Origin of the sequence: Chryseobacterium lacus (assembly GCF_003336205.1) — a bacterium.
Taxonomy (GTDB): Bacteria; Bacteroidota; Bacteroidia; order Flavobacteriales; family Weeksellaceae; genus Chryseobacterium_A; species Chryseobacterium_A lacus.
The window spans coordinates 409,103-429,684 of record NZ_QPIE01000001.1 but is presented as its reverse complement, the minus strand read 5'-3'; the positions used below and the strand labels follow the sequence as shown (position 1 = coordinate 429,684).

Here is a 20,582-nt window from a genome sequence, read left to right as displayed (position 1 = left end):
TTTTAGCAGAGGGGCTCACCTGTTCCCATTCCGAACACAGAAGTTAAGCCCTCTAGCGCCGATGGTACTGCTAACGCGGGAGAGTAGGTCGCCGCCAGTTTTTTTAAAGCTCACCAATTTGCTTTGGTGAGCTTTTTTTGTTTTTAGTTGCCTTTATCTTTCTTGAAAGCAAACAGAAATTTGATTTACAGTTCTGAAACCTGGAATTTATTTTATTAAGTTTTTAAGCGGAAATAAGTGGAAGACAGAAAAGTTTATCAAAAAATAATCATCTTTATTCTCATAAGGAGGAATTTTTTAAACAAACTGATTGAAAATAGAGGGTCAGCTAATGTTTCTTAAATCAAAACCTCGTCAAAATTCCCCAATGAATCTTTGTATCACTGAAACGGATTTCGTTGCCGAATTCGCTTCCGTTGGAAATCTGGAAACTCATGAGTCCGATGGGCAGAAAGAAATTAAATCCAAGCCCGAAACTGTAGAGCTTAGGTCTCAAACCAAGTGCTTTGCTGCTCAGTTCACCATACTGTAGAAAAGTGTCAAAAAACGCTTGATTACTCACTAAATAACGATATTCTGCTTTGCCATAATAATAAAAATCCGCAAATAGAGATTCTTCGTTGAAACCCCGCATAGAATTCCAGCCGCCAAATCTTAAAAGCTCGTTGGTGCTGAGTTCGTTTTCGGAATTTAACAAGGCAGATTCTCCTTTTATATTTAGATAATGACGACCGCCCAAATAAAAATTTCTTTCGGCAAGAAGAAAATAACGGGTTTGTCCGGCAGTAATTTCTTCTTTGGAATAATGTGTAGAAAGTAAATCTGCCTCCGCACGAATCCTTGTTTTATATAAAAAAAGCTCTATTTCCGTCGGTTCAGTATAATCATACCAAATCCCAATTCCTTTTTTGCTGTAATCTTTTCCCTGAATATAAAGAGAATCCATCACCGTGGAAGTTTCAAAAGTACCGCGAAGCCCTATTTTCTGCCGATTATTCAGGTGATAATAAACTGCTGGAAGTATTTTTACATTTGCATAAGTAGAATCCTGGCGATAAATATTCAGGTTCATATTAACACCAACGTTGGATTTAAAAAGGTAAGGAATATCGGTTTGCAAATCGAAAGTCTGGCCTCTGTCCGGATTTCTTTGCCAGAATAGCGAAATGCTTTCAAAACCATTGAAAATGTTTTTAAAATTCAGGTTCAGGGTTCCGTTGAAGGTGAATTTTTCTGATTTATCATTCCCAAAACCGACAATTCCATCAAAAGAATTGACTTTTTTCTTTTGAAGAAAAAGATAAATATTGGTGGAATCTCGGGTAAAAAGCGTTTGTGGAGGGCGTTCCAGCGAAACAAAAGTATGGTTTTGCAAACTTCGGTTGATGGCCAGAAGGTTTTTCTCATCATACTTTTTTCCTCGAAATTCTTTTTCTATATTTTTGACAAATCTGGAAGGTACTTTTTCATATCCTTTGATGACAAATCCATCTATCAACCGTTTCTGATCCTTCACTACAGTAAGTTCTACCTTTTGTTTCCCATTTTGTTTTCCGAGATATTTCGATTGAATTCGGCTGAACGCAAAGCCCTGATCGATGTACTTTTTGTTGATTTCTTTTTTTAAAGAATCAAGGTTTTTGGTGTAAAATTGTTTTTCTATTTTCAGTTCCGATGACAAACTGTCGGAAAGCTGAACAAAAGCTTCATTGAAATTTTGCCCTTTATCATAATAGATTTCAGTGCGTAAGCCTACTTTTTTTACATTTTTTAATTCGGTAAAAATGAAATGATTTTTAGAAAGAGAATCCAGAAATTTCACTGCGGAAACAGAATCTTTAACGATTTTCTTCTGTTGTGTTTCTGTATCAATCAACCAAAATTCCCTTTCCTGTGCCTGAAATAAAACACTTGTAAGGAAAATGAGGAAGACGACAGCAGATTTCAATTTAGCGATATTGATTATAAACGCAACGATTACGGTAATATTCTGTTTCAAAATTCATGAAGAAAATTGATTGTATTTTCTCATCAGTTTTTCAAATGTTTTTTGAGGTAAAATCCATTTCAGCGGAACCCCGATTCGTTGCCCAAACTTCCCGAAATAATAATGCGCTTTCCAATTTTCTTTATTCAGAAGACGCTCAATATATTCAGCCACTTCAGCGGTTTCCGTTCCTTGGTCAACGTGAGAGTTCATCAAAGCGAATACTTTATTAAAAGTACTTCTGTATGGTTCCGAAACAGTACTCATCACACGATGATCGGCAATTTTTGTTTTAATATCGCCTAAATGAAGCGAACAAACATCAATATTCCAAGGCGAAACTTCATATCGAATCGCTTCTGTTACCTTGTCTAAAGCAGCTTTGGAAGCGGAATAAAATCCCCGAAAAGGCAATCCCATTTCGCTTCCGATACTGGATATATTAATGATTTTGCCGGCTTTTTGATCGCGCATTTTTGGCAAAACAGCATTCATTACCTGCACAGCTCCTATAAGATTCAGATCAAAAAGCTTGCGGATATCTTCTTTCGTGGCATCTTCTACCGCTCCTACCATCCCCATTCCTGCATTATTGATAAGAAAATCGATTCTTTTTTCTGACAGCAAAATTTCAGAAAGTGCATTTTCTACAGCTTTTTCATCGGTAATATCTGTCGGAATCGTTTTAAAATAATCACTTTCCGTATTTTTCCGGCTAAGTCCATACACGCGGTGCCCCTTTTGGCCAAAATATTCAGCCAGATGTTTCCCAATTCCGGACGATGTTCCTGTGATAATGATTGTTTTTTTCAATTTGAATCAATTTATGGGATCAAGAATCTCCTTTAAATCTTCCCAAAATTTCGGATAAGATTTCTCAACGACATTTTCATCCTCAATGGTAATTTCTTTCTTGAGGCAATAAGGCGCAAAGCTCATAGCCATGCGATGATCGTTGTAAGTTTTAATAAAAATAGGTTCTTCAGGCTCAAAAAATCGTACTGAAGCAATGGAGTTTTCGGTAATTTGCGTTTCGCAACCGATCTTCTGAAGTTCTTTGTGCAGTGCCTGAAGCCTGTCAGTTTCCTTTATTTTTAACGTTTCGAGTCCAGTAATTTCAAAAGGAATTTGCAAAGCTGCCGCAGTTACACACACCGTTTGAACAATATCCGGGCAGTCGTTCATATCTATTTTAATAATCTCTGGAAAAACAAATGGTTCCGGGCATATAGAAATCCGATGTTCCTGAGCGTCAGAAATCGTATTGATACCAAAAAAATCCCAGTAAATTTCTTTGATTCTCGAGTCAGCCTGATAAGAATGCGCCTGAAAGTTTCTTAAATTAATAATTCCTCTGCCGATAGCGGCCATTGCGTAATAATATGAAGCGGATGACCAGTCGCTCTCCACCTCAAAATAAAAAATATTCGATAATTTTTGATCAAAATCCAATGGGGATATTTTAATGCTTCTTCCGTCAAATTCATACGAGACCCCGATGCTGGTCAAAGTTTTCAGTGTCATTTCGAGGTAAGGCCGAGAAGTAATTTTCCCTTCTAAATGAATAGTTAAGCCATTTTCGAGTTTTGGTGCAATCAACATTAATGCGGTGATAAACTGACTGGAAATCCCAGAAGGAATGACAACTTCGTCCCGATTCAGCTTTTTCCCTGTTATTTTCAACGGAGGATAGCCTTCCACGCCAAGATACTGAATGTCAGCTCCTAAGGCCAACAATGCTTCCACAAGATCTTTAATGGGGCGTTGTAACATTCTTTCGGAACCCGTAAGAACTACGTTTCGACCTTCTTTTTGCGCAAAATAGGCGGTCAGGAAACGCATGGCAGTTCCGGCATGATGAACATCTATAACATCTTTTTCACTTTCCAAGGCCTGTTGAAGCAGGAAAGTATCCTGCGCATCGGAAGTATTTTCAATTTTAATATTTCTGAAAAGAGAATGCAAGATCAGCAAACGGTTCGAAATACTTTTCGAACCGCAGATCTGTATTGTTTTATTATGAAGTAAATTGGATTTTTTTAAAAGCATTTACTTTTATTTCAGTTTTATATTGTTCTTGTGACGTTCGGCGTCGCGTTGGGTTTTTATTTTCATTTTATGGTCAAAAGATTTTTGCAGATCGATTCCCGTTTGGTTGGCCAAGCACAGCGTAACAAAAAGCACATCCGCCAGTTCTTCACCTAAATCCCTCGTTTTGTCATTTTCTTTTTCGCTTTGTTCGCCATATCTTCTGGCAATAATGCGAGCGACTTCTCCTACTTCTTCTGTAAGCATCGCCATATTGGTCAGTTCATTAAAATACCTGACACCCACTTTTTCTATCCATTCATCTACTTGTTTCTGAAGGCTGGTTATTTCCATGAGTCAAAAACTTATTGATAAGCTCCTAATGTAGGATTAGTAGTTCGGGAAATTTTCTGAAGATCCAAAGGTACTGTGGCCGCAACAGAAGTATTTCCTTTTCCTCTCGCCGGAGATGTAGATTTTACTCTCATATTGAGTTTCTCGGTATAATAATTTTCAAATTCCGGATCCAAATTCTGATGGGAAGCAACAATATTCGGGTTTCCGTCAAAATTAAATCCGGCCGAAGCGTCATATTTCAACAGGGAATTTTGAATTAAATATTGAAAAGACTGTCCGGAAACAGGCTTGAAATCCACCGCATTTGGATATCGGGAATACAGAATAGAATTCCGGATGTTCAATGTAAGCGGTGCTGTTTCCGTTTGTCCATTAGGATTTGTCCACTCATTGGTGGCGTATAATGCTTGTCCGTTTCCTAAGGTGCCGAGATTCCAATAATTGGCTAAAGTAACATGGGTGAGATGGTAAGAGCCTCCTTTATAGATGCCAAAATCCGAGAATCGACAATTATTCATCACCAGGTTTTCAGCATTTATAACAGAATTGATGGCCATAATTCCATGTTCATCAAAGGTGTGGATAATGGAATTTTTTATGTTTGCCTGCGCTTCTTTCATTTCAATTCCCGTAGTTCCGCCATATACTTTGACATAATTCATATTCAGCATGGAACCGGCTTCCATTCGGATTGAATTCCAGTTTTTAGGAATCGTATCATATCGCGGATCATTTCTGTCTCCGCGAAAAATAACTTCACTGTTCAGGTCTCCGTTAATATTCAATGCTGATCCGTTCTGTAATTTCATTCCGCTGTTTCGGAAAAAATAAACTTTCGTCCCTGCCTGTACATTCAGTGTAGCACCGGGAGCCAGGGAAAGATCTCCGTAAATGAGCTTTACTTTATTGTTATTCCAAGTGTGATTTCCGGTCAAAATATTGGACCCGGGAGTGTTGGTTTGAACAAAAAATTCTGCATCCTGAACTACTGAAAATAAGGTAACTTGTTGTGAAGCCGCTGGTGTGGTGAAGGTAATTCTGTCTTCAGCTATCATTTCCGGGCCGGAAGCTGTAGGTGCAATTTCTACAAAAATATACAGACTGTCTTTTTTTCTCAAGGGAACATTGGTAAAAGAAAATCCTGAAGTACCGTCAATATTAATTCTATATAAAGACGCTCCGCCTCGGCCCAGTTCAATCTTTGGGATCATAATATCCTTGTCTTCGTCATTATATACCTTTACGGCGTACGTTTCTGAACGCACTTGGTGGTAAACGGTATCACAAAAAACAGTATCGGTGGAAAATCTGAGCTCCTGCGAAGGCGTATCAAAATCAATGTCATCGCGATTGCAGGAAATAGTCAGGATTCCTGCCCAAAACAGCACTGCCAGAAGTATTTTGTATTTCATTGCGAGTAAAAATTTAAACAGAATTCAAATGTAACGAAAAAAGCTGTAACCTTCAGTTTTTAAATTTAAAAATCATGTTGTTATATTAAAAAAAATTATTAATTTTGCCATCTGAAATTTAGCAGAGGAATATCCATTACTATTTCTGAAGCAAAACTTTTATTTTTAAAAATTTTTATTATGAAAAAAGGAATTCACCCAGAAAACTATAGACTTGTTGTTTTCAAAGACATGAGTAACGACGAGATGTTTCTTTGCAAATCCACTGCAGAAACAAAAGACACTATCGAATACGAAGGAGAAACGTATCCATTAATCAAAATGGAGATTTCATCCACTTCTCACCCATTCTATACCGGAAAACTAAAACTGGTAGATACTGCAGGTAGAGTAGATAAATTCATGAACAAATACAAGAAATTCGCGAAATAAATTTCGTATTCAGGAATAATTAAAAGCCTTTTCCAAATCAGGAAAGGCTTTTTTGTTGTATTTTTGAATGTTATTTTCAGATACTTTATTTTTAAAATTCAGAAGGATGCAGCTTGTATTTTCAGACGCTCAGTATTGGGAAGATTTTCTTCCACTTACTTTTACCCGCCCAATCGCCGAAATGCGCTGCGGAATTTTAACTTTTTCCGAACGTTGGAAAAAATTGTTGACAATCGATGAAGTTTCTTATCTCACTGAAGATTTCTTGCAGGAAAAATTTCAGAAACCTGAAAAAAGAGAAAGCCTGTTTCTTGTTCCGAATTTTCTGCCAACACCGGATGTTCTTCAGCAAATAAAAAACCTTCGCAAAGGAGAAGCTTTGGTGTATCAGGATGAATTGCTGGCAGCAAAAGTAAATATGGAAAATTTCAAACTGAGCCAGATTGAAAAAATGACGGATATTACCGAAGAACTTCTGTTTTTCAAACAACCTACCGATTTGTTTTCATACAATCATAAAGCGATTGATTTTGATTTTGAATTATTAACCAAGGGCAGAACCTCTCAGCCGTTATCTTCGACCAACGGATTTTTGGGAAATCCGGAAGATCTTTTTATTGAAGAAGGTGCTCAAATTGAATTTTCAACTTTAAATACGAAAACTGGAAAAATCTATATCGGAAAAAACGCTGAAATTATGGAGGGTTGCCATCTTCGCGGCCCGATTGCACTTTGCGAAGATTCAAAATTTAATTTGGGTGCGAAAATTTATGGCGCAACAACGGTGGGCCCACATTCCAAAGTGGGTGGCGAAGTGAATAATGTTGTGATATTTGGGTACTCTAATAAAGGTCATGATGGGTTTATCGGGAATTCTGTCATTGGCGAATGGTGCAATTTGGGTGCTGATACCAATTCATCCAACCTGAAAAATAATTACGCTACAGTAAAACTCTGGAATTATAAATCGAAAAAATTTACCGATACCGGACTTCAGTTTGCCGGACTGATCATGGGAGATCATGCGAAAACAGCCATCAATACACAACTGAATACCGGGACAGTAGTAGGCCTTGCTGCCAATATTTTTAAAAGTGGATTTCCTCCGAATCTGGTGGAGAACTTCAGTTGGGGCGGCATGAAAGGCGATGAGAAATTTAAATTGGAAAAAGCCATTGAAGTAGCAGAAAAAGCGATGATCAGAAGAAAAATTATACTCTCGGAAGCGGACAAAAAAATACTGGAATATATTTTTAATCAGTATTAAAAATGGTTTTTGCTAACATATTTTGATAAAAGCATTTCATTAAAAATTTTCAAAATCAAAATAAATGCAGTAATTTTGTCAAGAAAGTAAAGATGTCTATTCACAACAAAATTACGGAGCAGGCCATCACTTTCGATGATGTTCTTCTTATTCCTTCATATTCTGAAGTTTTACCCAATCAGGTTTCTTTAAAATCCCGACTTACCGATAAAATTACTTTGAACGTTCCCATCGTTTCGGCGGCTATGGATACCGTCACCGAAGCAGATATGGCTATTGCTCTCGCACGAGTTGGCGGTTTGGGTTTTATTCATAAAAATATGTCGATAGAGGAGCAAGCTTCTCATGTTAATAAAGTGAAACGCTCCGAAAATGGAATGATTGCAGATCCGGTGACGTTGTCTAAAGATCATACGCTGGCAGAAGCAAAAGAGCTGATGTCCCGTTTTAAAATTTCCGGGCTGCCCGTGGTAAATCCTGACAATAAACTGATCGGAATTATTACCAACCGCGATGTGAAATATCAGGAAAATCTCGAAATGAAGGTAGAAGAACTGATGACAAAAGATCATTTGATCACTTCCGGGAAAAATACCACACTCGAAGATGCCAAGAAAATCCTTCTGGAAAACCGCGTAGAAAAACTGCCGATTGTAGATGCGGATTATCGTTTGGTAGGGCTTATTACCATTAAAGATATTGATAATCAACTGGAATATCCGAATGCCAATAAGGACCAAAACGGGCGTCTTTTTGTTGGAGCAGGAGTAGGCGTGGGCGAAGATACGATGGAAAGGGTTGCCGCACTGGTAGAAGCCGGCGTCGATATTATAGCAGTAGATTCTGCTCATGGGCATTCCAAAGGAGTTCTGGAAAAAGTGAAAGAAATAAGAAATTCATTTCCTGATCTCGATATTGTTGGAGGGAATATTGTTACTGCTGAAGGAGCCAAAGATCTGATTAATGCGGGTGCCAATGTTCTGAAAGTAGGTGTTGGTCCAGGTTCTATTTGTACTACGAGAGTAGTTGCCGGTGTAGGTGTTCCTCAGCTTTCAGCCATTTATAATGTTTTTGAATATGCAAATACCAAGAATGTTGCTGTAATCGCAGATGGCGGCATCAAACTTTCAGGAGATATTGTAAAAGCCATCGCAAGCGGCGCAGGTGCAGTGATGTTGGGATCGCTTTTGGCCGGAACAGACGAAGCGCCGGGCGACGAAATTATTTTTCAGGGAAGAAAATTCAAATCTTATCAGGGAATGGGAAGCCTCGCTGCCATGAAAAGAGGCGGCAAAGAAAGGTATTTCCAAAGTGAAGCGAAGAAATTTGTTCCGGAAGGTATCGAAGGAAGAGTTCCACACAAAGGTAAACTTGAAGATGTGATTTTCCAACTTACTGGAGGAATCCGTGCAGGAATGGGATATTGTGGAGCTAAAGATATTATCGCTTTGCAAAATGATTCCAAAATGGTAATGATCACCGGAAATGGGCTGAAAGAAAGTCATCCTCATGATGTTATCATTACACAAGAGGCTCCGAATTATTCATTTTAGCTTTTGACGGAACCAATTCAGATGTAAAAACCAGGTTTCTGTTTCTCACAAACCATTTATTTTATCAAACTAATTGGTTTTATTTAAATGTAGTGGTTCTTTCAACCGAATTGTACGGCACAGATCGCGGTCAACGTGAATGACATATCTCATACCCAAAATTTTCGCGAAATAAATTAATTAGGATAGCTTTGTCCTGTTTAAAAATCGTAATAAAAAAATTAAATTAATATGAAAAAAATCTTAGGTGCACTGGCTGTTGTATTATTAACATTTCAGGCGTGCAAGCAAAACACAACAAATTCGGAAGCATCGTCCTCAAATACCAATACCATGGATATTCAGGTAAGTGGCGAACCTGAAACCCAGAAAGCTCTCGCTCCGCCATTCGTTCAGGAACCGGTAGGAAATCGTGGTGCCAAGAAAATTATTGTCAATCTTGAAGCAACCGAAATCGAGCAAGAACTGGCAGATGGTGTAACGTATAAATTCTGGACTTTTAATAATACCGTTCCCGGAACTTTTATCAGAATAAGAGTGGGCGATGAAGTTGAGTTACGACTTAAAAATGCCAGCAACAGCGTAATGCCGCACAATATTGATCTTCACGCTGTGAATGGTCCTGGTGGTGGTGCCGAAGCAACCAATGTAGCTCCTGGAAAAGAAGCGATTTTCACCTTTAAAGCCCTGAATCCGGGTCTGTATGTTTATCACTGTGCGGCAGCTCCTGTTGCTTTGCATATTGCCAACGGGATGTATGGAATGATTCTCGTAGAACCAGAAGGAGGACTTCCAAAAGTGGATCGCGAATATTACATTATGCAGGGTGATTTCTATACCAAAGGAAAAACTGATGAAAAAGGATTTCAGGAATTTGATCAGGATAAAGGGGTAGATGAAAAACCAACCTATGTTGTATTCAACGGGAAAAAGAATGCTTTGATGGGCGAAAACGCACTTCAGGCAAAAGTGGGCGAAACAGTACGTCTATTTGTTGGAAACGGAGGCCCGAATCTCGCATCATCATTCCACGTTATCGGAGAAATTTTTGACCGTGTGTATGTAGAAGGAGGAAGCAAAATAAATGAAAATGTACAAACCACGCTTATTCCAGCCGGAGGAGCCGTGATCGTAGAATTTAAAGTAGAAGAACCTGGAGAATATATCCTTGTTGACCATTCCATTTTCAGAGCATTCCACAAAGGTGCCATCGGAAAACTGGTGGTTACAGGTGAAAAAAATCCTAAAGTTTATAATAAAGTAAAATAAATAAATCTTCATTTGTGTTTAGAAAAAAGAAGCAACTATGATTAAACTTTTGAAAATATTTTTGATTGCTGGTGGTTTCTTTTTTCTTTTTTCATGTGAAAATTCCAGTTCGCAACAAGAAATTACTTCCGTTACAGAAGATTCGGAATTAGTTAAAATTCAAACAGATGTAAACATGGTTTCTATAAAAGGCGGAAAATATCAACCTTTTTATGGAGAAGACAGCACGCTGGTGGAAGTAAACAATTTTCTTTTGGACGAAAGGCAGGTAACGAACAAAGAATTTCTGGAATTTGTAAAGAAAAATCCGCAATGGAAACGCAGCAATGTGAAAGCCATTTTTGCAGATGAAACCTATCTTCAGGATTGGCAGGATGATGAAACGCTTCCGAAAAATGCAAACCCTGATGCTCCTGTTACCTATGTTTCTTGGTTTGCAGCCAAGGCTTATGCGAAAAGTGCAGGTAAAAGACTCCCTACTTTAGATGAGTGGGAATTTGTGGCGATGGCCGATGAAGAGTTGGCAAACGCCCGAGATAAAGTGTCTTATTCCGAAAATATCATTAATCTGTATCATGTTAAATTCCGGGAGAAAAATCCCGTGAAACAGTCGGCTCCCAATTATTGGGGCGTTTACAATATGTTCGATTTGGTTTGGGAATGGACGGATGATTTTAATTCCATCATGTCGACTTCCGATTCCCGAAACGGAAAAGTGGACGATAAAGGTCTGTTTTGTGCAGCGTCAGCAACCAGTGTAACGGATGTTCTGAACTATGCTGCCTTTATGCGGTATGCGTTCAGATCCAGCTTGAAAGCGAATTATACAGTCGCTAATCTGGGTTTCAGATGTGCGAAAGATATTAATCAATAATTTCTGAAATGAAACAGTTAATCATTCTTTTATTTTTCTCGGTTTTATTATTTTCATGTCAGGACAAACCTGCTCCTGAAGAAGAAATTTCCGCAGATTCTATATTTTTGCTGGATTCCAAATGGCAGAATGAAGAAGGAAAAGAATTACAACTCAGAGATTTGAAGGGTAAAAACCTTGTTGTAGTACTGATCTTCACCAGTTGTCAAACAGCGTGTCCGATGTTGGTAGCGGATATGCAGAATATTTATGCCAAGATTGATAAAAAGAAACTGAAGGAAACATCGTTGGTGATGGTCACTATTGATCCGGAAAATGACACACCGGAAGTTCTGAAAGAATATGCAAAAGCCAGAAATATCTACGGAGAACCTTGGATTTATTTGAGGAGTGATAAGGAATCTACCCGCGAACTTGCCAATGTTTTAGCCGTAAAATACAAGAAAATCTCACCGGTTGTTTTTTCACATTCCAACATTATTACTGTTTTTAACAAAAACGGCGAAATGGTGAGCCAGGCAGAAGGAACCGTAAATGCTTCCGGCATCGCAGAAACCGTTAATAAATTATAGTCAATTTGTGTTTTTTTGAAACCTGCAGGAAGCGTAGTCTTTCTGCAGGTTTTTTATGAAGAATTAATCAGAATTGCTTTCAATGTCTTTCCGGAATTTGGAAATGCGAAAATCAGTAGCAGTGTTGCCCTTTTCCATTTTTTCTTTGGCATAAAGCCGGAAATCATTTTCGGTTTTGTCCAAAAGATGGTCATAAGGTCCTACTGAAGAAATCAGTTTTACCAAAACCGGGGATATTTCCAAACAAATAAACAATCCCATAATGAACATTGAAGCCGCTGCAATGACAGAAGAATTTTTCCCAAGTTCATCCAAAGCCTGAAGCCTTGCTGCAAAACCATTAAAACGGTCTTCGGCGGTTTCGGTCTTAGCTCTCTCGGTTTCAATATTGTTGTACACTTTTGAAATTTCTTTGTCCAGATAATGGAGACGGGGCGCTATTTGTTTTTGATAGTTTTCCAAATCTGTGCGTCTCTGTTGCTTCAGAATTTCCTTTCTTTTTGCATTGGTCCCATATCCGGTTTTTCCAGAAGTAAGATGGGTTTTAGTTCCTAAAATTTCTTTTTCAAGTTCAGTTGCTGCGGAATCAAATGCTTTCTGATATTCCTGAATTTTTGTGTTGATTTGTTTTTTTTCCTGTTCAAAAGGTCCGCTTTGTTGCATAATTCTGGCGTTCATTTCAGCCTGAAGTTGCGTTTTGTTACGCTGGATAATGGTGTTTAATTGTTTATTCACTTCTTTTTCAAAAATCTTAAGTTCCAGCGGTTTCGAAATAATAATTCCCAAAAAAGTAGCCAGAATAAGTCTGGGAATCGCCATTATCAGTTGGTTTCCCCAAGTTCCTGTTTTCTTGATAGATGAAACAATATACCGGTCTAGGTTGAAAATCATCAATCCCCATAATATTCCAAAACCTATCGCATACCAAAGGTTATCAAAAATTGTGTACAGTGCATAACCACCGGAAAGCGAAGCGAAAACTGCTGTGAATAGAATCACACCGCCAATTCCGGAAAACTTGTTCCATTCGGAAGGTGTTTTTCTAAGGATATGAAGATTTCCTCCGGAACAAATCAGCATGAATTTTTGAAACCAGTTCATTTTGTGCCGGGACATCGGAGAATTTGTGTGAATCATTTTAAAATTTATTTAAAGATAAGTCTTACAAAACGGAACAATGTTACAGACAGTATTATGTTTAACCAAGTAAATTCTGTGCAAGTTCTTTACACAGGATAAATTAATTTCGATCATTAAATTATTTGATACGATCAGGATTTTGTTTCAGGAAACTTGCCCAACTGGAATAGGATTTCTCACCTACAGCATTTCCTGAATTGAAATGATGACACACTGCAACGGCTAATCCGTCTGTAGCATCCAAATATTTTGTGGGAAATTCTTTCAGATTCAACAAGTTTTGCAGCATTCCTGCGACTTGTTCTTTGCTTGCATTTCCATTTCCTGTGATGGCCATTTTTACTTTTTTCGGGGAATATTCGGTGATGGGAATATTTCGGTAAAGCGAGGCCGCCATCGCAACGCCTTGTGCACGTCCCAATTTCAACATGCTCTGTACATTTTTTCCAAAAAAAGGTGCTTCCAAAGCCACTTCGTCCGGATGATATTCATCAATCAGTGCCAAGGTTTTATCAAAAATATACTTCAGTTTGGTTTCATGATTCGGGTATTTTTTCAGAATAAGTTCATGAAGGGAAAGGAGTTCCATTTTGTTTTTTTTAACCAAAATCAATCCATATCCCATAATGGTAGTTCCGGGATCGATGCCCAGAATTATTTTATCATTTTCCACAAGACAAATGTAATGATTAAAAATTTTTTGTTCAATCATTTGCATGCATAAGAAAATTATGTATAAATTTGTCCTACATCATTTATATTCAACATGAAGAGAAATGCATTATACAAAGGAACGTTACAGAATATTATCCTCAAGTTGCTCTCAGCCGAGGTGAAAATGTATGGTTATCAAATGACGCAGCGAGCGAAAGAACTCACCCAAGGCGAACTGGAAATGACGGAAGGTGCATTGTATCCCATTCTTCATAAATTAGAAAACGAAGGCGTTATTTATTCCGAAATTCAGAATGTAAATGGGCGCGACAGAAAATATTATCTGCTTACTGAGAAAGGAAAAAAACAACAGGCGAAACAGGAGCAGGAAATGAAAAGTTATATCGGAAATCTAAACACGATTTTTAATATTTAGCGTATGAATCTTGCTGAAAAAAACACTGTAATTGATTTTCTGAAAAGTAAAAAACTGTCCTATCCTTTGTATAAAGAAGTATTGGATCATTTCTTCTTGGATATTGACAAAAAAATGTCGGAAGGAATGGGTTTTCACGAAGCGTTCATCCAAGTTAAATTAAAATGGCATGATGAATTTAAAATGGTTTCGCCGGATATTTTATCCATCGGCAGAATTCCCCGAATTGAGGCCAGAATAAGACAAAGTTACTATAAAGCAATTTTTAAAAATAGCTTTATTATTGCAGGTGTATTTCTGCTTTTTCAGCTTTTGTATCCACCTATGCAGTCTTACATTATAGTAGGGCTTTCCTTTATTTTTGTTTTGTTTTTTTTACATTCACTCATTTCAAGGAATATCGATGTTCTGCAAGTCTTCCGTTTGTTTTTCCATCCAATGGCGACAAGAGGGCATGCTTTAGTTTTTGGGGTATTTCTGTTTGGAGAATTTTTTTCCAAAGATTTTTTTGAAAAAGATTATACAGCTTTCATCCGAACATTTGGCATCACTTATACTTTGATTGTTTTCATCCTTTTGCTGAGGTTTCAAAAGAATAAAAAATTAGTTTTATGATCACCGAAGAACAACTCTCTGAAATCCGAAATTATCTTCTCACAAAGAAACTTCCGATAGACGTTCTGATAGAAGTGAATGATCATTTTATTTCCCAAATGATGGAGCTGCAGAAAGAAGGTCAGACTTTTGAAGAAGCGTTCACCAAAACTAAAAATACATGGAGAAAAGACCTGAAACCCTATTGGAGCGGCGGATTAGATATTGAAGATAAAAGCGATTTAATGCGAAGAATTCGCAGGGAAAGTTTTAGAGGTATTTTTTTCAAAGCTGCACTATTCGGTTTGCTGTTGACGGGAATGATGTATGTTTCGATGGCATTTTTATCAGAAAGTCATTTTCTATATCTGATGATCGCAGCTTATATCGTGTTTGTCTTCGGGCCGGTGTTGTTTTATTTTATGAATCGTAAAGATTTCGCATTGGCAAAAAAGTACAGCAATTATGTTCTGACAGAATATCAGATGTATGTTTTTACTTTTATCAGCTTTCCTATAGTTTCTCTACAGTTCTTGCTGCGGATGAATGACATTTCTTCCTATTGGTACAACACTTTTCATTCGGAAATTCGATATGATATCAACCGCAGTGTGGTGATTGCTTTCGGATGCTTTTTATTATATTCAGCGAGCATTTTGATATTTTTATCGCAACAACGTTATCTCCGGCAGATTCAGAAAGTAAAACCTTTTTTGAAGTATCTGAAGCAAGGGTGAACACCGGAACCTTGAAGTTTTTTTTATTTAAATCGCAACATGGGTAAATTTCCTTATCGTCATGTTTTGTTACTGTAAAAATAATTAGAATTCATCCCGATTCTAAAATAAGTTGTAAGGTAAATTCCTCTTTTATTTTGGTAGGCTGATGAGAAATCACACTTCCATAACTCTATGGATAGTCCCAAACAAATATTTTTCTAATTCTTATCGCAAAGTCTGTTTTATTGTTCAACCTCTCAAAAGAGCGATGTCGTCTCGTGGTATTATACTTGCACTAAAAGCCAACTGAACCCATAAGATTCGACGCCAACCAATAAACAAAAGATAATGAGCAGTATTCAACCTGAATATTTAAGGAATACAATAGAGAAAAACTTTAAATCTTTTATTTTAGAAGGAAATCATCCTTGTATGATGGCGCGCTCCGTTTTTAAAATGGAACGTTACGATATACGAGTGTATGATGAAATGAAAAGTGATGCCACAGCTCATGCTATTTTACAGGATTTACAGACTTTTCTGGAAAATACTAACTTAAATTCTACGGAATATCGCTCATTTGCCGCCATTTTCCCTGACAATCATTTTGAAGATGAAATCACTTTTGAAAAATCTTTATGGCAACTTTTACAAAACTTACATCATCATGATCCTAAACCTTGGGATTCTACTGTGAGTCGAGATCCTGAAGATGCCGATTTCAGTTTTAGCCTTCTCGGCAAAGCATTCTATATTATTGGCCTTCATCCGAAAAGTTCCAGAAAAGCACGGCAAGCACCCTCTACAACTTTGGTGTTCAATCTTCATTGCCAGTTTGAGAAACTCCGGGAAATCGGAAAGTATGAAAAAATACGGGATTTGGTTCGAAAAAACGACGAAAAACTACAAGGAAGTATCAATCCGGTGCTACGGGATTTCGGAGAAGATTCAGAAACCCGGCAATACAGCGGCAGACACGTGGAAAGCAACTGGAAGTGTCCGTTTCATCACAAATAAATCAGAATGGAAAACTATACTATTATACCTCCGCAGACAGGGAAGGCCTTCACCATGAAAAAAGGACAGATTCTTACCGTAATGGACCCTCAGGGAAAGCAGGTGAGCGACATGGTTTTGTTTAATTTACATGACTATGGGGAAAGGATTTCATCTGGAAAAACGTTGGACTTCGAAGAATCAATATTGCTCACAGCAGGAAATACATTGTGGAGTAATCGTTCTCGGAAAATGGTTCGAATTTCGGCCGACACCAATGGACGGAACGATTTTCTTCTCGCTCCGTGCAGTAAAGAGACTTTTGAAATTATGTATGATTATCATGATTATCATCCCAGTTGTCTGGAGAATTTGACGAAAAATCTCGAACCTTTTGGGATTACACAGGATGATGTTCCCACAGCTTTTAATATATTCATGAATGTTCAGTTCGATGTAAGCGGAAAGATTTCCGTTCTACCTCCTACTTCCAAACCTGGCGATTATGTGGAGTTTGAAGCCCTGATGGATCTGCTGGTTGGTCTTACCGCGTGCTCTGCTGAAGACAGTAATGGTGGCACTTTTAAACCTATTCATTATTTTATAAAAGATAATTGATTTTTGGATTGATCGATAAATTATAATAAACTTAGACCTTTAAAAATAAGTAAAGCTTCCTGAAAATTTCCGGAAGCTTTACTTTTAATTTAATATAATCATTTGAATCAACGATATTACATATTTCGTCTGTATCTTCCGCCTACTTCGAATAGTGCAGTTGTAATTTGCCCAAGTGAACAGTGTTTTCCGGCTTCCATCATTACTTCAAATAAATTTTGTTGATTGATGGCAGCTTTCTGAAGTTTCTCCAGCATTTGTTCAGACTTGTCCGCATGTGCTTTCTGGAAATTTTCCAGATTCTGAATCTGCAGTTGCTTTTCCTCTTCAGTGGAACGGATTACCTCTCCCGGAAGAACTGTTGGCGAACCATCTTTCCCCAGAAAAGTATTTACCCCGATAATCGGATATTCACCCGTATGTTTCAGCCATTCATAATGCATGGATTCCTCTTGAATCTTCGAACGTTGGTACATTGTTTCCATCGCACCCAGAACACCACCTCTTTCCGTAATTCTGTCAAATTCAGCATACACCGCTTCTTCTACCAGATCTGTTAACTCTTCAATAATGAAAGAACCCTGCAACGGATTTTCATTTTTAGCCAAGCCTAATTCTTTGTTGATGATCAATTGAATGGCCATTGCTCTTCTTACAGATTCTTCCGTTGGCGTTGTGATGGCTTCATCGTAAGCATTGGTATGTAATGAATTACAATTGTCATAAATAGCATAAAGTGCCTGAAGCGTTGTCCGGATATCGTTAAAATCAATTTCCTGAGCATGCAGCGATCTTCCCGAAGTCTGGATGTGGTATTTCAGCATTTGCGAACGTTCATCGGCTCCGTATTTATATTTCATGGCTTTTGCCCAAATTCTTCTTGCTACACGACCAATAACGGCATATTCAGGATCCACTCCGTTGGAGAAAAAGAAAGAAAGATTCGGTGCAAATGCATTGATGTCCATTCCGCGGGAAAGGTAATATTCCACATACGTAAAGCCGTTGGCAAGCGTAAAAGCTAATTGTGAAACAGGATTAGCACCGGCTTCGGCAATATGGTATCCGGAAATAGAAACTGAGTAGAAATTCCTGACTTTATTTTCAATGAAATATTCCTGAACATCGCCCATCAGCCTTAATGCAAACTCTGTAGAGAAAATACAGGTGTTCTGTGCCTGATCTTCCTTCAGAATATCTGCCTGAACAGTTCCGCGAACGGTAGCAATGGTATCAGCTTTTATTTTTTCATACACTTCTTTGTCCAGAACTTCATCGCCGGTTATTCCCAAAAGTTTTAATCCGAGACCGTTATTTGAAGGCGGAAGTTCACCGCTGTAGGTTGGTCTTTTCAGGCCTTTATCATCGAATTTTGCTTTTAATTTCTCTTCAACGATATCCCAAAGGTTATTTTCTTCAATATATTTTTCACAATTCTGATCAATGGCAGCATTCATGAAGAATGACAACAGCATGGGAGCCGGCCCGTTGATCGTCATGGAAACCGATGTTAAAGCATTCACCAGATCAAAACCGGAATAGAGTTTTTTGGCATCATCCAGAGTGGCGATAGAAACGCCGGCATTTCCAATTTTCCCATAAATATCCGGTGGAAATGCGGGATCCTGTCCATATAGTGTCACAGAGTCGAAAGCTGTGGAAAGCCTTTTGGCAGGCATTTCGGCAGATACATAGTGAAATCTGCGGTTGGTTCTTTCCGGTCCGCCTTCGCCGGCAAACATTCTTGTAGGGTCTTCACCAGTTCTTTTGAAAGGATAAATTCCTGCGGTGAACGGAAATTGTCCCGGTACGTTTTCCTGGCCTTTCCATCGGATGAGGTCGCCCCAGTCCTGGAATTTCGGCAGAGAAATCTTTGGAATTTTTAGCCCGGATAAACTTTCAGAAGTGGTTTCTACTTTTATTTCTTTTCCACGAACAAAATAAGAATAGCTGTCGGCTTTCAGGTCTTCCTTGAAATGATGCCAACCCCGAAGAAATGCGCTGTTTTCTTCCAGCAAATCTTTTTTGGTTTTCAGAAAGATTTTTTCCAACTTATCGTGGGTGTGCGGATCATCAGTAATGAATTTTTTGGCTCCGTCTATCAAGTACATTTGCTTGGCGATAAGTGCTTGTTCCTCTACATTTTTATCGTAACCGCGGTTGTTTTCCACAATTTCTGAAAGATAGCGAACCCGTTTTGGGGGAATGACGGTACTGTCTTCGGACACGTTCTGTTCTTGATATTCATCCAGGTTCAGGCTTTCAAATTTTTCGTTTATTTTTCCTACCAACGCATTGAAAACCTCGGTGGTTCCCCAATCATTGAACTGGCTTGCCTTGGTAGAAAATACCGGCATTTCTTCAAGGTTTTTATCGAAAAGAACGTGGTTTCTCTGGTATTGTTTTCTAACAGCCTGCAGTGCATCCAAAGCGCCGCGCTTGTCAGATTTATTAAGCACGATAAGATCTGCATAATCCAGCATATCGATTTTCTCCAATTGTGTAGAAGCTCCGTATTCAGGAGTCATTACGTACATAGAAACGTCTGCAATTTCAGTGATTTCCGAACCGCTCTGTCCGATTCCTGAAGTTTCCAGAATAATTAAATCTGGATTTGCGATTTTTAAAATATTAATCGCGGAATGGATGTATGGGGAAACCGAAACATTATTTTCCCGAGTCGCCATGGAACGCATGTAAACCCGTTTATCGTTAATGGAATTCATCCGGATCCTGTCGCCCAACAGCGCACCGCCGGTTTTCTTTTTGGAAGGATCAACAGAAATAATAGCGATTTTTCTTTCTGGATTGGAACGAAGAAACCTCCGTACGAGTTCATCTGTGAGTGAGGATTTTCCAGCCCCGCCGGTTCCGGTGATGCCAATGATGGGAATTTTCTTCATCCCTTCTTCAGAAGATAATGCAGCAATACGATCATTGATTTCCTGTACCAACTCGGGCTTTTCTTCAGAGAAGTTTTCCACTGCAGAAATGACCTGCGCGATAGATTTTGAATCTTCAAAAGAAATTTTGTCCAAATCGGAAACGGTGATGTGTTCGCCGGTAGCAAAGTCGGATTTTTGCACCAAATCGTCGATCATTCCTTGCAATCCTAATTCGCGGCCATCATCGGGAGCATAAATCCGGTCGATACCGTACGACATCAGATCTTTAATTTCTTCGGGCAGAATTACGCCGCCGCCGCCGCCGAAAATCTTGATTTGCGGAGCACCTTTTTCTCTCAGAAGATCGTAGATATATTTAAAATATTCATTATGTCCGCCTTGGTAGGAAGTGAGGGCAATAGCATTTGCATCTTCCTGAATAGCAGTGTTGACCACTTCTTCCGCAGATTTATCATGTCCGAGGTGAATTACCTCGCAGCCTGTTCCCTGAATCACGCGGCGCATGATATTGATAGCAGCATCGTGCCCGTCGAATAAGGATGCAGCAGTTACGATTCTCACCTTGTTTTTAGGAGTATATTTTTGGTTTTCCATAAAAAAATGTAGAAAATTTGAAAGTCTTCAAAGATAGGCAATTCCGCAAAAAGTAAAAAAGGGAATAACAAATGAAGATATATATAAAAATGATAATATGTCTTTACTCTGGACTGGGTAGGCAGACCCCGCTCAAAAAAATATTAAGAATCATGTATATTTTTTACAGTGAAA

19 protein-coding genes, 1 rRNA gene and 1 pseudogene are annotated in these 20,582 nt (G+C 38.4%); 13 read left to right on the top strand and 8 right to left on the bottom strand.

Annotated features, from left to right (window positions below; genetic code table 11):
• Both rrf and DQ356_RS11430 read left to right on the top strand, forming a co-directional pair.
• Positions 1 to 100: ribosomal RNA gene (gene rrf / locus DQ356_RS02075) — 5S ribosomal RNA — on the top strand; the annotation flags it as partial.
• A gap of 93 nt (positions 101 to 193) precedes the next feature.
• On the top strand, positions 194 to 268 hold the full coding sequence (locus DQ356_RS11430) for a T9SS type A sorting domain-containing protein (RefSeq protein ID WP_114302825.1): 75 nt from the start codon (positions 194 to 196) through the stop codon (positions 266 to 268).
• 75 nt (positions 269 to 343) lie between these two features.
• On the opposite strand, the gene DQ356_RS02065 is transcribed toward DQ356_RS11430, so the two are convergent.
• From DQ356_RS02065 to DQ356_RS02045, 5 genes are read right to left on the bottom strand one after another with little or no spacing between them, the layout of a single operon-like run.
• Positions 344 to 1,999 carry a hypothetical protein gene (locus tag DQ356_RS02065; RefSeq protein WP_317048679.1) on the bottom strand — a complete coding sequence of 552 codons (1,656 nt, stop codon included), beginning with the start codon at positions 1,997 to 1,999 and terminating at the stop codon, positions 344 to 346.
• A 3-nt stretch (positions 2,000 to 2,002) separates the two neighbouring features.
• Positions 2,003 to 2,800: an SDR family oxidoreductase gene (locus DQ356_RS02060; RefSeq protein WP_114302784.1), complete on the bottom strand. Its 798-nt coding sequence runs from the start codon at positions 2,798 to 2,800 to the stop codon at positions 2,003 to 2,005.
• A 6-nt stretch (positions 2,801 to 2,806) separates the two neighbouring features.
• The gene (locus DQ356_RS02055; protein ID WP_114302783.1) at positions 2,807 to 4,036 is read right to left on the bottom strand and encodes a 3-phosphoshikimate 1-carboxyvinyltransferase; all 1,230 of its coding nucleotides are present in this window, start codon (positions 4,034 to 4,036) and stop codon (positions 2,807 to 2,809) included.
• A gap of 6 nt (positions 4,037 to 4,042) precedes the next feature.
• Positions 4,043 to 4,369 carry a nucleotide pyrophosphohydrolase gene (locus tag DQ356_RS02050; RefSeq protein ID WP_114302782.1) on the bottom strand — a complete coding sequence of 109 codons (327 nt, stop codon included), beginning with the start codon at positions 4,367 to 4,369 and terminating at the stop codon, positions 4,043 to 4,045.
• Positions 4,370 to 4,380: 11 nt separating this feature from the next.
• Positions 4,381 to 5,784, bottom strand: a complete 1,404-nt coding sequence (locus DQ356_RS02045) for a hypothetical protein (RefSeq protein ID WP_114302781.1) — start codon at positions 5,782 to 5,784, stop codon at positions 4,381 to 4,383.
• A gap of 180 nt (positions 5,785 to 5,964) precedes the next feature.
• On the opposite strand from DQ356_RS02045, the gene DQ356_RS02040 reads away from it, so the two are divergent.
• From DQ356_RS02040 to DQ356_RS02015, 6 genes and pseudogenes are all read left to right on the top strand, one after another.
• Positions 5,965 to 6,216, top strand: a complete 252-nt coding sequence (locus DQ356_RS02040; RefSeq protein ID WP_114302780.1) for a type B 50S ribosomal protein L31 — start codon at positions 5,965 to 5,967, stop codon at positions 6,214 to 6,216.
• Between the two features lie 106 nt (positions 6,217 to 6,322).
• Complete coding sequence (locus DQ356_RS02035; protein WP_114302823.1) at positions 6,323 to 7,483, top strand: GlmU family protein; 1,161 nt, start codon at positions 6,323 to 6,325, stop codon at positions 7,481 to 7,483.
• Positions 7,484 to 7,575: 92 nt separating this feature from the next.
• Positions 7,576 to 9,036 carry an IMP dehydrogenase gene (guaB, locus tag DQ356_RS02030; RefSeq protein ID WP_114302779.1) on the top strand — a complete coding sequence of 487 codons (1,461 nt, stop codon included), beginning with the start codon at positions 7,576 to 7,578 and terminating at the stop codon, positions 9,034 to 9,036.
• Between the two features lie 231 nt (positions 9,037 to 9,267).
• Positions 9,268 to 10,302: pseudogene (gene nirK, locus DQ356_RS02025) on the top strand (copper-containing nitrite reductase); the annotation flags it as partial.
• A gap of 40 nt (positions 10,303 to 10,342) precedes the next feature.
• Positions 10,343 to 11,179, top strand: a complete 837-nt coding sequence (locus tag DQ356_RS02020) for a formylglycine-generating enzyme family protein (protein WP_228420598.1) — start codon at positions 10,343 to 10,345, stop codon at positions 11,177 to 11,179.
• Positions 11,180 to 11,187: 8 nt separating this feature from the next.
• Positions 11,188 to 11,751 carry an SCO family protein gene (locus tag DQ356_RS02015; RefSeq protein ID WP_114302777.1) on the top strand — a complete coding sequence of 188 codons (564 nt, stop codon included), beginning with the start codon at positions 11,188 to 11,190 and terminating at the stop codon, positions 11,749 to 11,751.
• 63 nt (positions 11,752 to 11,814) lie between these two features.
• Here the strand turns inward: DQ356_RS02015 and DQ356_RS02010 are convergent, their stop codons facing one another.
• Together DQ356_RS02010 and ruvC are read right to left on the bottom strand one after the other, a co-directional pair.
• The gene (locus tag DQ356_RS02010; RefSeq protein WP_228420596.1) at positions 11,815 to 12,852 is read right to left on the bottom strand and encodes a DUF4407 domain-containing protein; all 1,038 of its coding nucleotides are present in this window, start codon (positions 12,850 to 12,852) and stop codon (positions 11,815 to 11,817) included.
• Positions 12,853 to 13,009: 157 nt separating this feature from the next.
• Entirely contained in the window at positions 13,010 to 13,564 is a 555-nt protein-coding gene (gene ruvC, locus DQ356_RS02005) for a crossover junction endodeoxyribonuclease RuvC (protein ID WP_114302821.1), read from the bottom strand.
• A gap of 93 nt (positions 13,565 to 13,657) precedes the next feature.
• Here ruvC and DQ356_RS02000 point away from each other — a divergent pair, with 93 nt between their 5' ends.
• The 5 genes from DQ356_RS02000 to DQ356_RS01980 all read left to right on the top strand — a co-directional run bounded on the left by DQ356_RS02000 (position 13,658) and on the right by DQ356_RS01980 (position 16,908).
• Positions 13,658 to 13,981 carry a PadR family transcriptional regulator gene (locus tag DQ356_RS02000; protein ID WP_114302775.1) on the top strand — a complete coding sequence of 108 codons (324 nt, stop codon included), beginning with the start codon at positions 13,658 to 13,660 and terminating at the stop codon, positions 13,979 to 13,981.
• A gap of 3 nt (positions 13,982 to 13,984) precedes the next feature.
• Positions 13,985 to 14,596 carry a hypothetical protein gene (locus DQ356_RS01995; protein ID WP_114302774.1) on the top strand — a complete coding sequence of 204 codons (612 nt, stop codon included), beginning with the start codon at positions 13,985 to 13,987 and terminating at the stop codon, positions 14,594 to 14,596.
• Positions 14,593 to 15,312, top strand: a complete 720-nt coding sequence (locus tag DQ356_RS01990; protein ID WP_114302773.1) for a hypothetical protein — start codon at positions 14,593 to 14,595, stop codon at positions 15,310 to 15,312. The genes DQ356_RS01995 and DQ356_RS01990 overlap by 4 nt, the downstream gene beginning before the upstream one ends.
• Positions 15,313 to 15,639: 327 nt before the next feature.
• Entirely contained in the window at positions 15,640 to 16,311 is a 672-nt protein-coding gene (gntA, locus tag DQ356_RS01985; RefSeq protein WP_317048681.1) for a guanitoxin biosynthesis heme-dependent pre-guanitoxin N-hydroxylase GntA, read from the top strand.
• A 6-nt stretch (positions 16,312 to 16,317) separates the two neighbouring features.
• On the top strand, positions 16,318 to 16,908 hold the full coding sequence (locus DQ356_RS01980; protein ID WP_114302771.1) for a DUF1989 domain-containing protein: 591 nt from the start codon (positions 16,318 to 16,320) through the stop codon (positions 16,906 to 16,908).
• Positions 16,909 to 17,024: 116 nt separating this feature from the next.
• Here the strand turns inward: DQ356_RS01980 and DQ356_RS01975 are convergent, their stop codons facing one another.
• The gene (locus tag DQ356_RS01975) at positions 17,025 to 20,408 is read right to left on the bottom strand and encodes a methylmalonyl-CoA mutase family protein (protein ID WP_114302770.1); all 3,384 of its coding nucleotides are present in this window, start codon (positions 20,406 to 20,408) and stop codon (positions 17,025 to 17,027) included.
• Between the last annotated feature and the right edge of the window lie 174 nt (positions 20,409 to 20,582).

What these genes read in the sequence shown, in the direction of transcription:
- DQ356_RS01995 (WP_114302774.1), top strand. Translation starts at nt 13,985, where the DNA reads ATGAATCTTGCTGAAAAAAACACTGTAATTGATTTTCTGAAAAGTAAA.
- DQ356_RS02020 (WP_228420598.1), top strand. Translation starts at nt 10,343, where the DNA reads ATGATTAAACTTTTGAAAATATTTTTGATTGCTGGTGGTTTCTTTTTT.
- DQ356_RS02000 (WP_114302775.1), top strand. Translation starts at nt 13,658, where the DNA reads ATGAAGAGAAATGCATTATACAAAGGAACGTTACAGAATATTATCCTC.
- DQ356_RS02015 (WP_114302777.1), top strand. Translation starts at nt 11,188, where the DNA reads ATGAAACAGTTAATCATTCTTTTATTTTTCTCGGTTTTATTATTTTCA.
- DQ356_RS02035 (WP_114302823.1), top strand. Translation starts at nt 6,323, where the DNA reads ATGCAGCTTGTATTTTCAGACGCTCAGTATTGGGAAGATTTTCTTCCA.
- guaB (WP_114302779.1), top strand. Translation starts at nt 7,576, where the DNA reads ATGTCTATTCACAACAAAATTACGGAGCAGGCCATCACTTTCGATGAT.
- DQ356_RS01990 (WP_114302773.1), top strand. Translation starts at nt 14,593, where the DNA reads ATGATCACCGAAGAACAACTCTCTGAAATCCGAAATTATCTTCTCACA.
- DQ356_RS01980 (WP_114302771.1), top strand. Translation starts at nt 16,318, where the DNA reads ATGGAAAACTATACTATTATACCTCCGCAGACAGGGAAGGCCTTCACC.
- DQ356_RS02010 (WP_228420596.1), bottom strand. Translation starts at nt 12,852, where the DNA reads ATGAACTGGTTTCAAAAATTCATGCTGATTTGTTCCGGAGGAAATCTT.
- DQ356_RS01975 (WP_114302770.1), bottom strand. Translation starts at nt 20,408, where the DNA reads ATGGAAAACCAAAAATATACTCCTAAAAACAAGGTGAGAATCGTAACT.
- DQ356_RS02040 (WP_114302780.1), top strand. Translation starts at nt 5,965, where the DNA reads ATGAAAAAAGGAATTCACCCAGAAAACTATAGACTTGTTGTTTTCAAA.
- DQ356_RS02045 (WP_114302781.1), bottom strand. Translation starts at nt 5,784, where the DNA reads ATGAAATACAAAATACTTCTGGCAGTGCTGTTTTGGGCAGGAATCCTG.
- DQ356_RS02050 (WP_114302782.1), bottom strand. Translation starts at nt 4,369, where the DNA reads ATGGAAATAACCAGCCTTCAGAAACAAGTAGATGAATGGATAGAAAAA.
- DQ356_RS02055 (WP_114302783.1), bottom strand. Translation starts at nt 4,036, where the DNA reads ATGCTTTTAAAAAAATCCAATTTACTTCATAATAAAACAATACAGATC.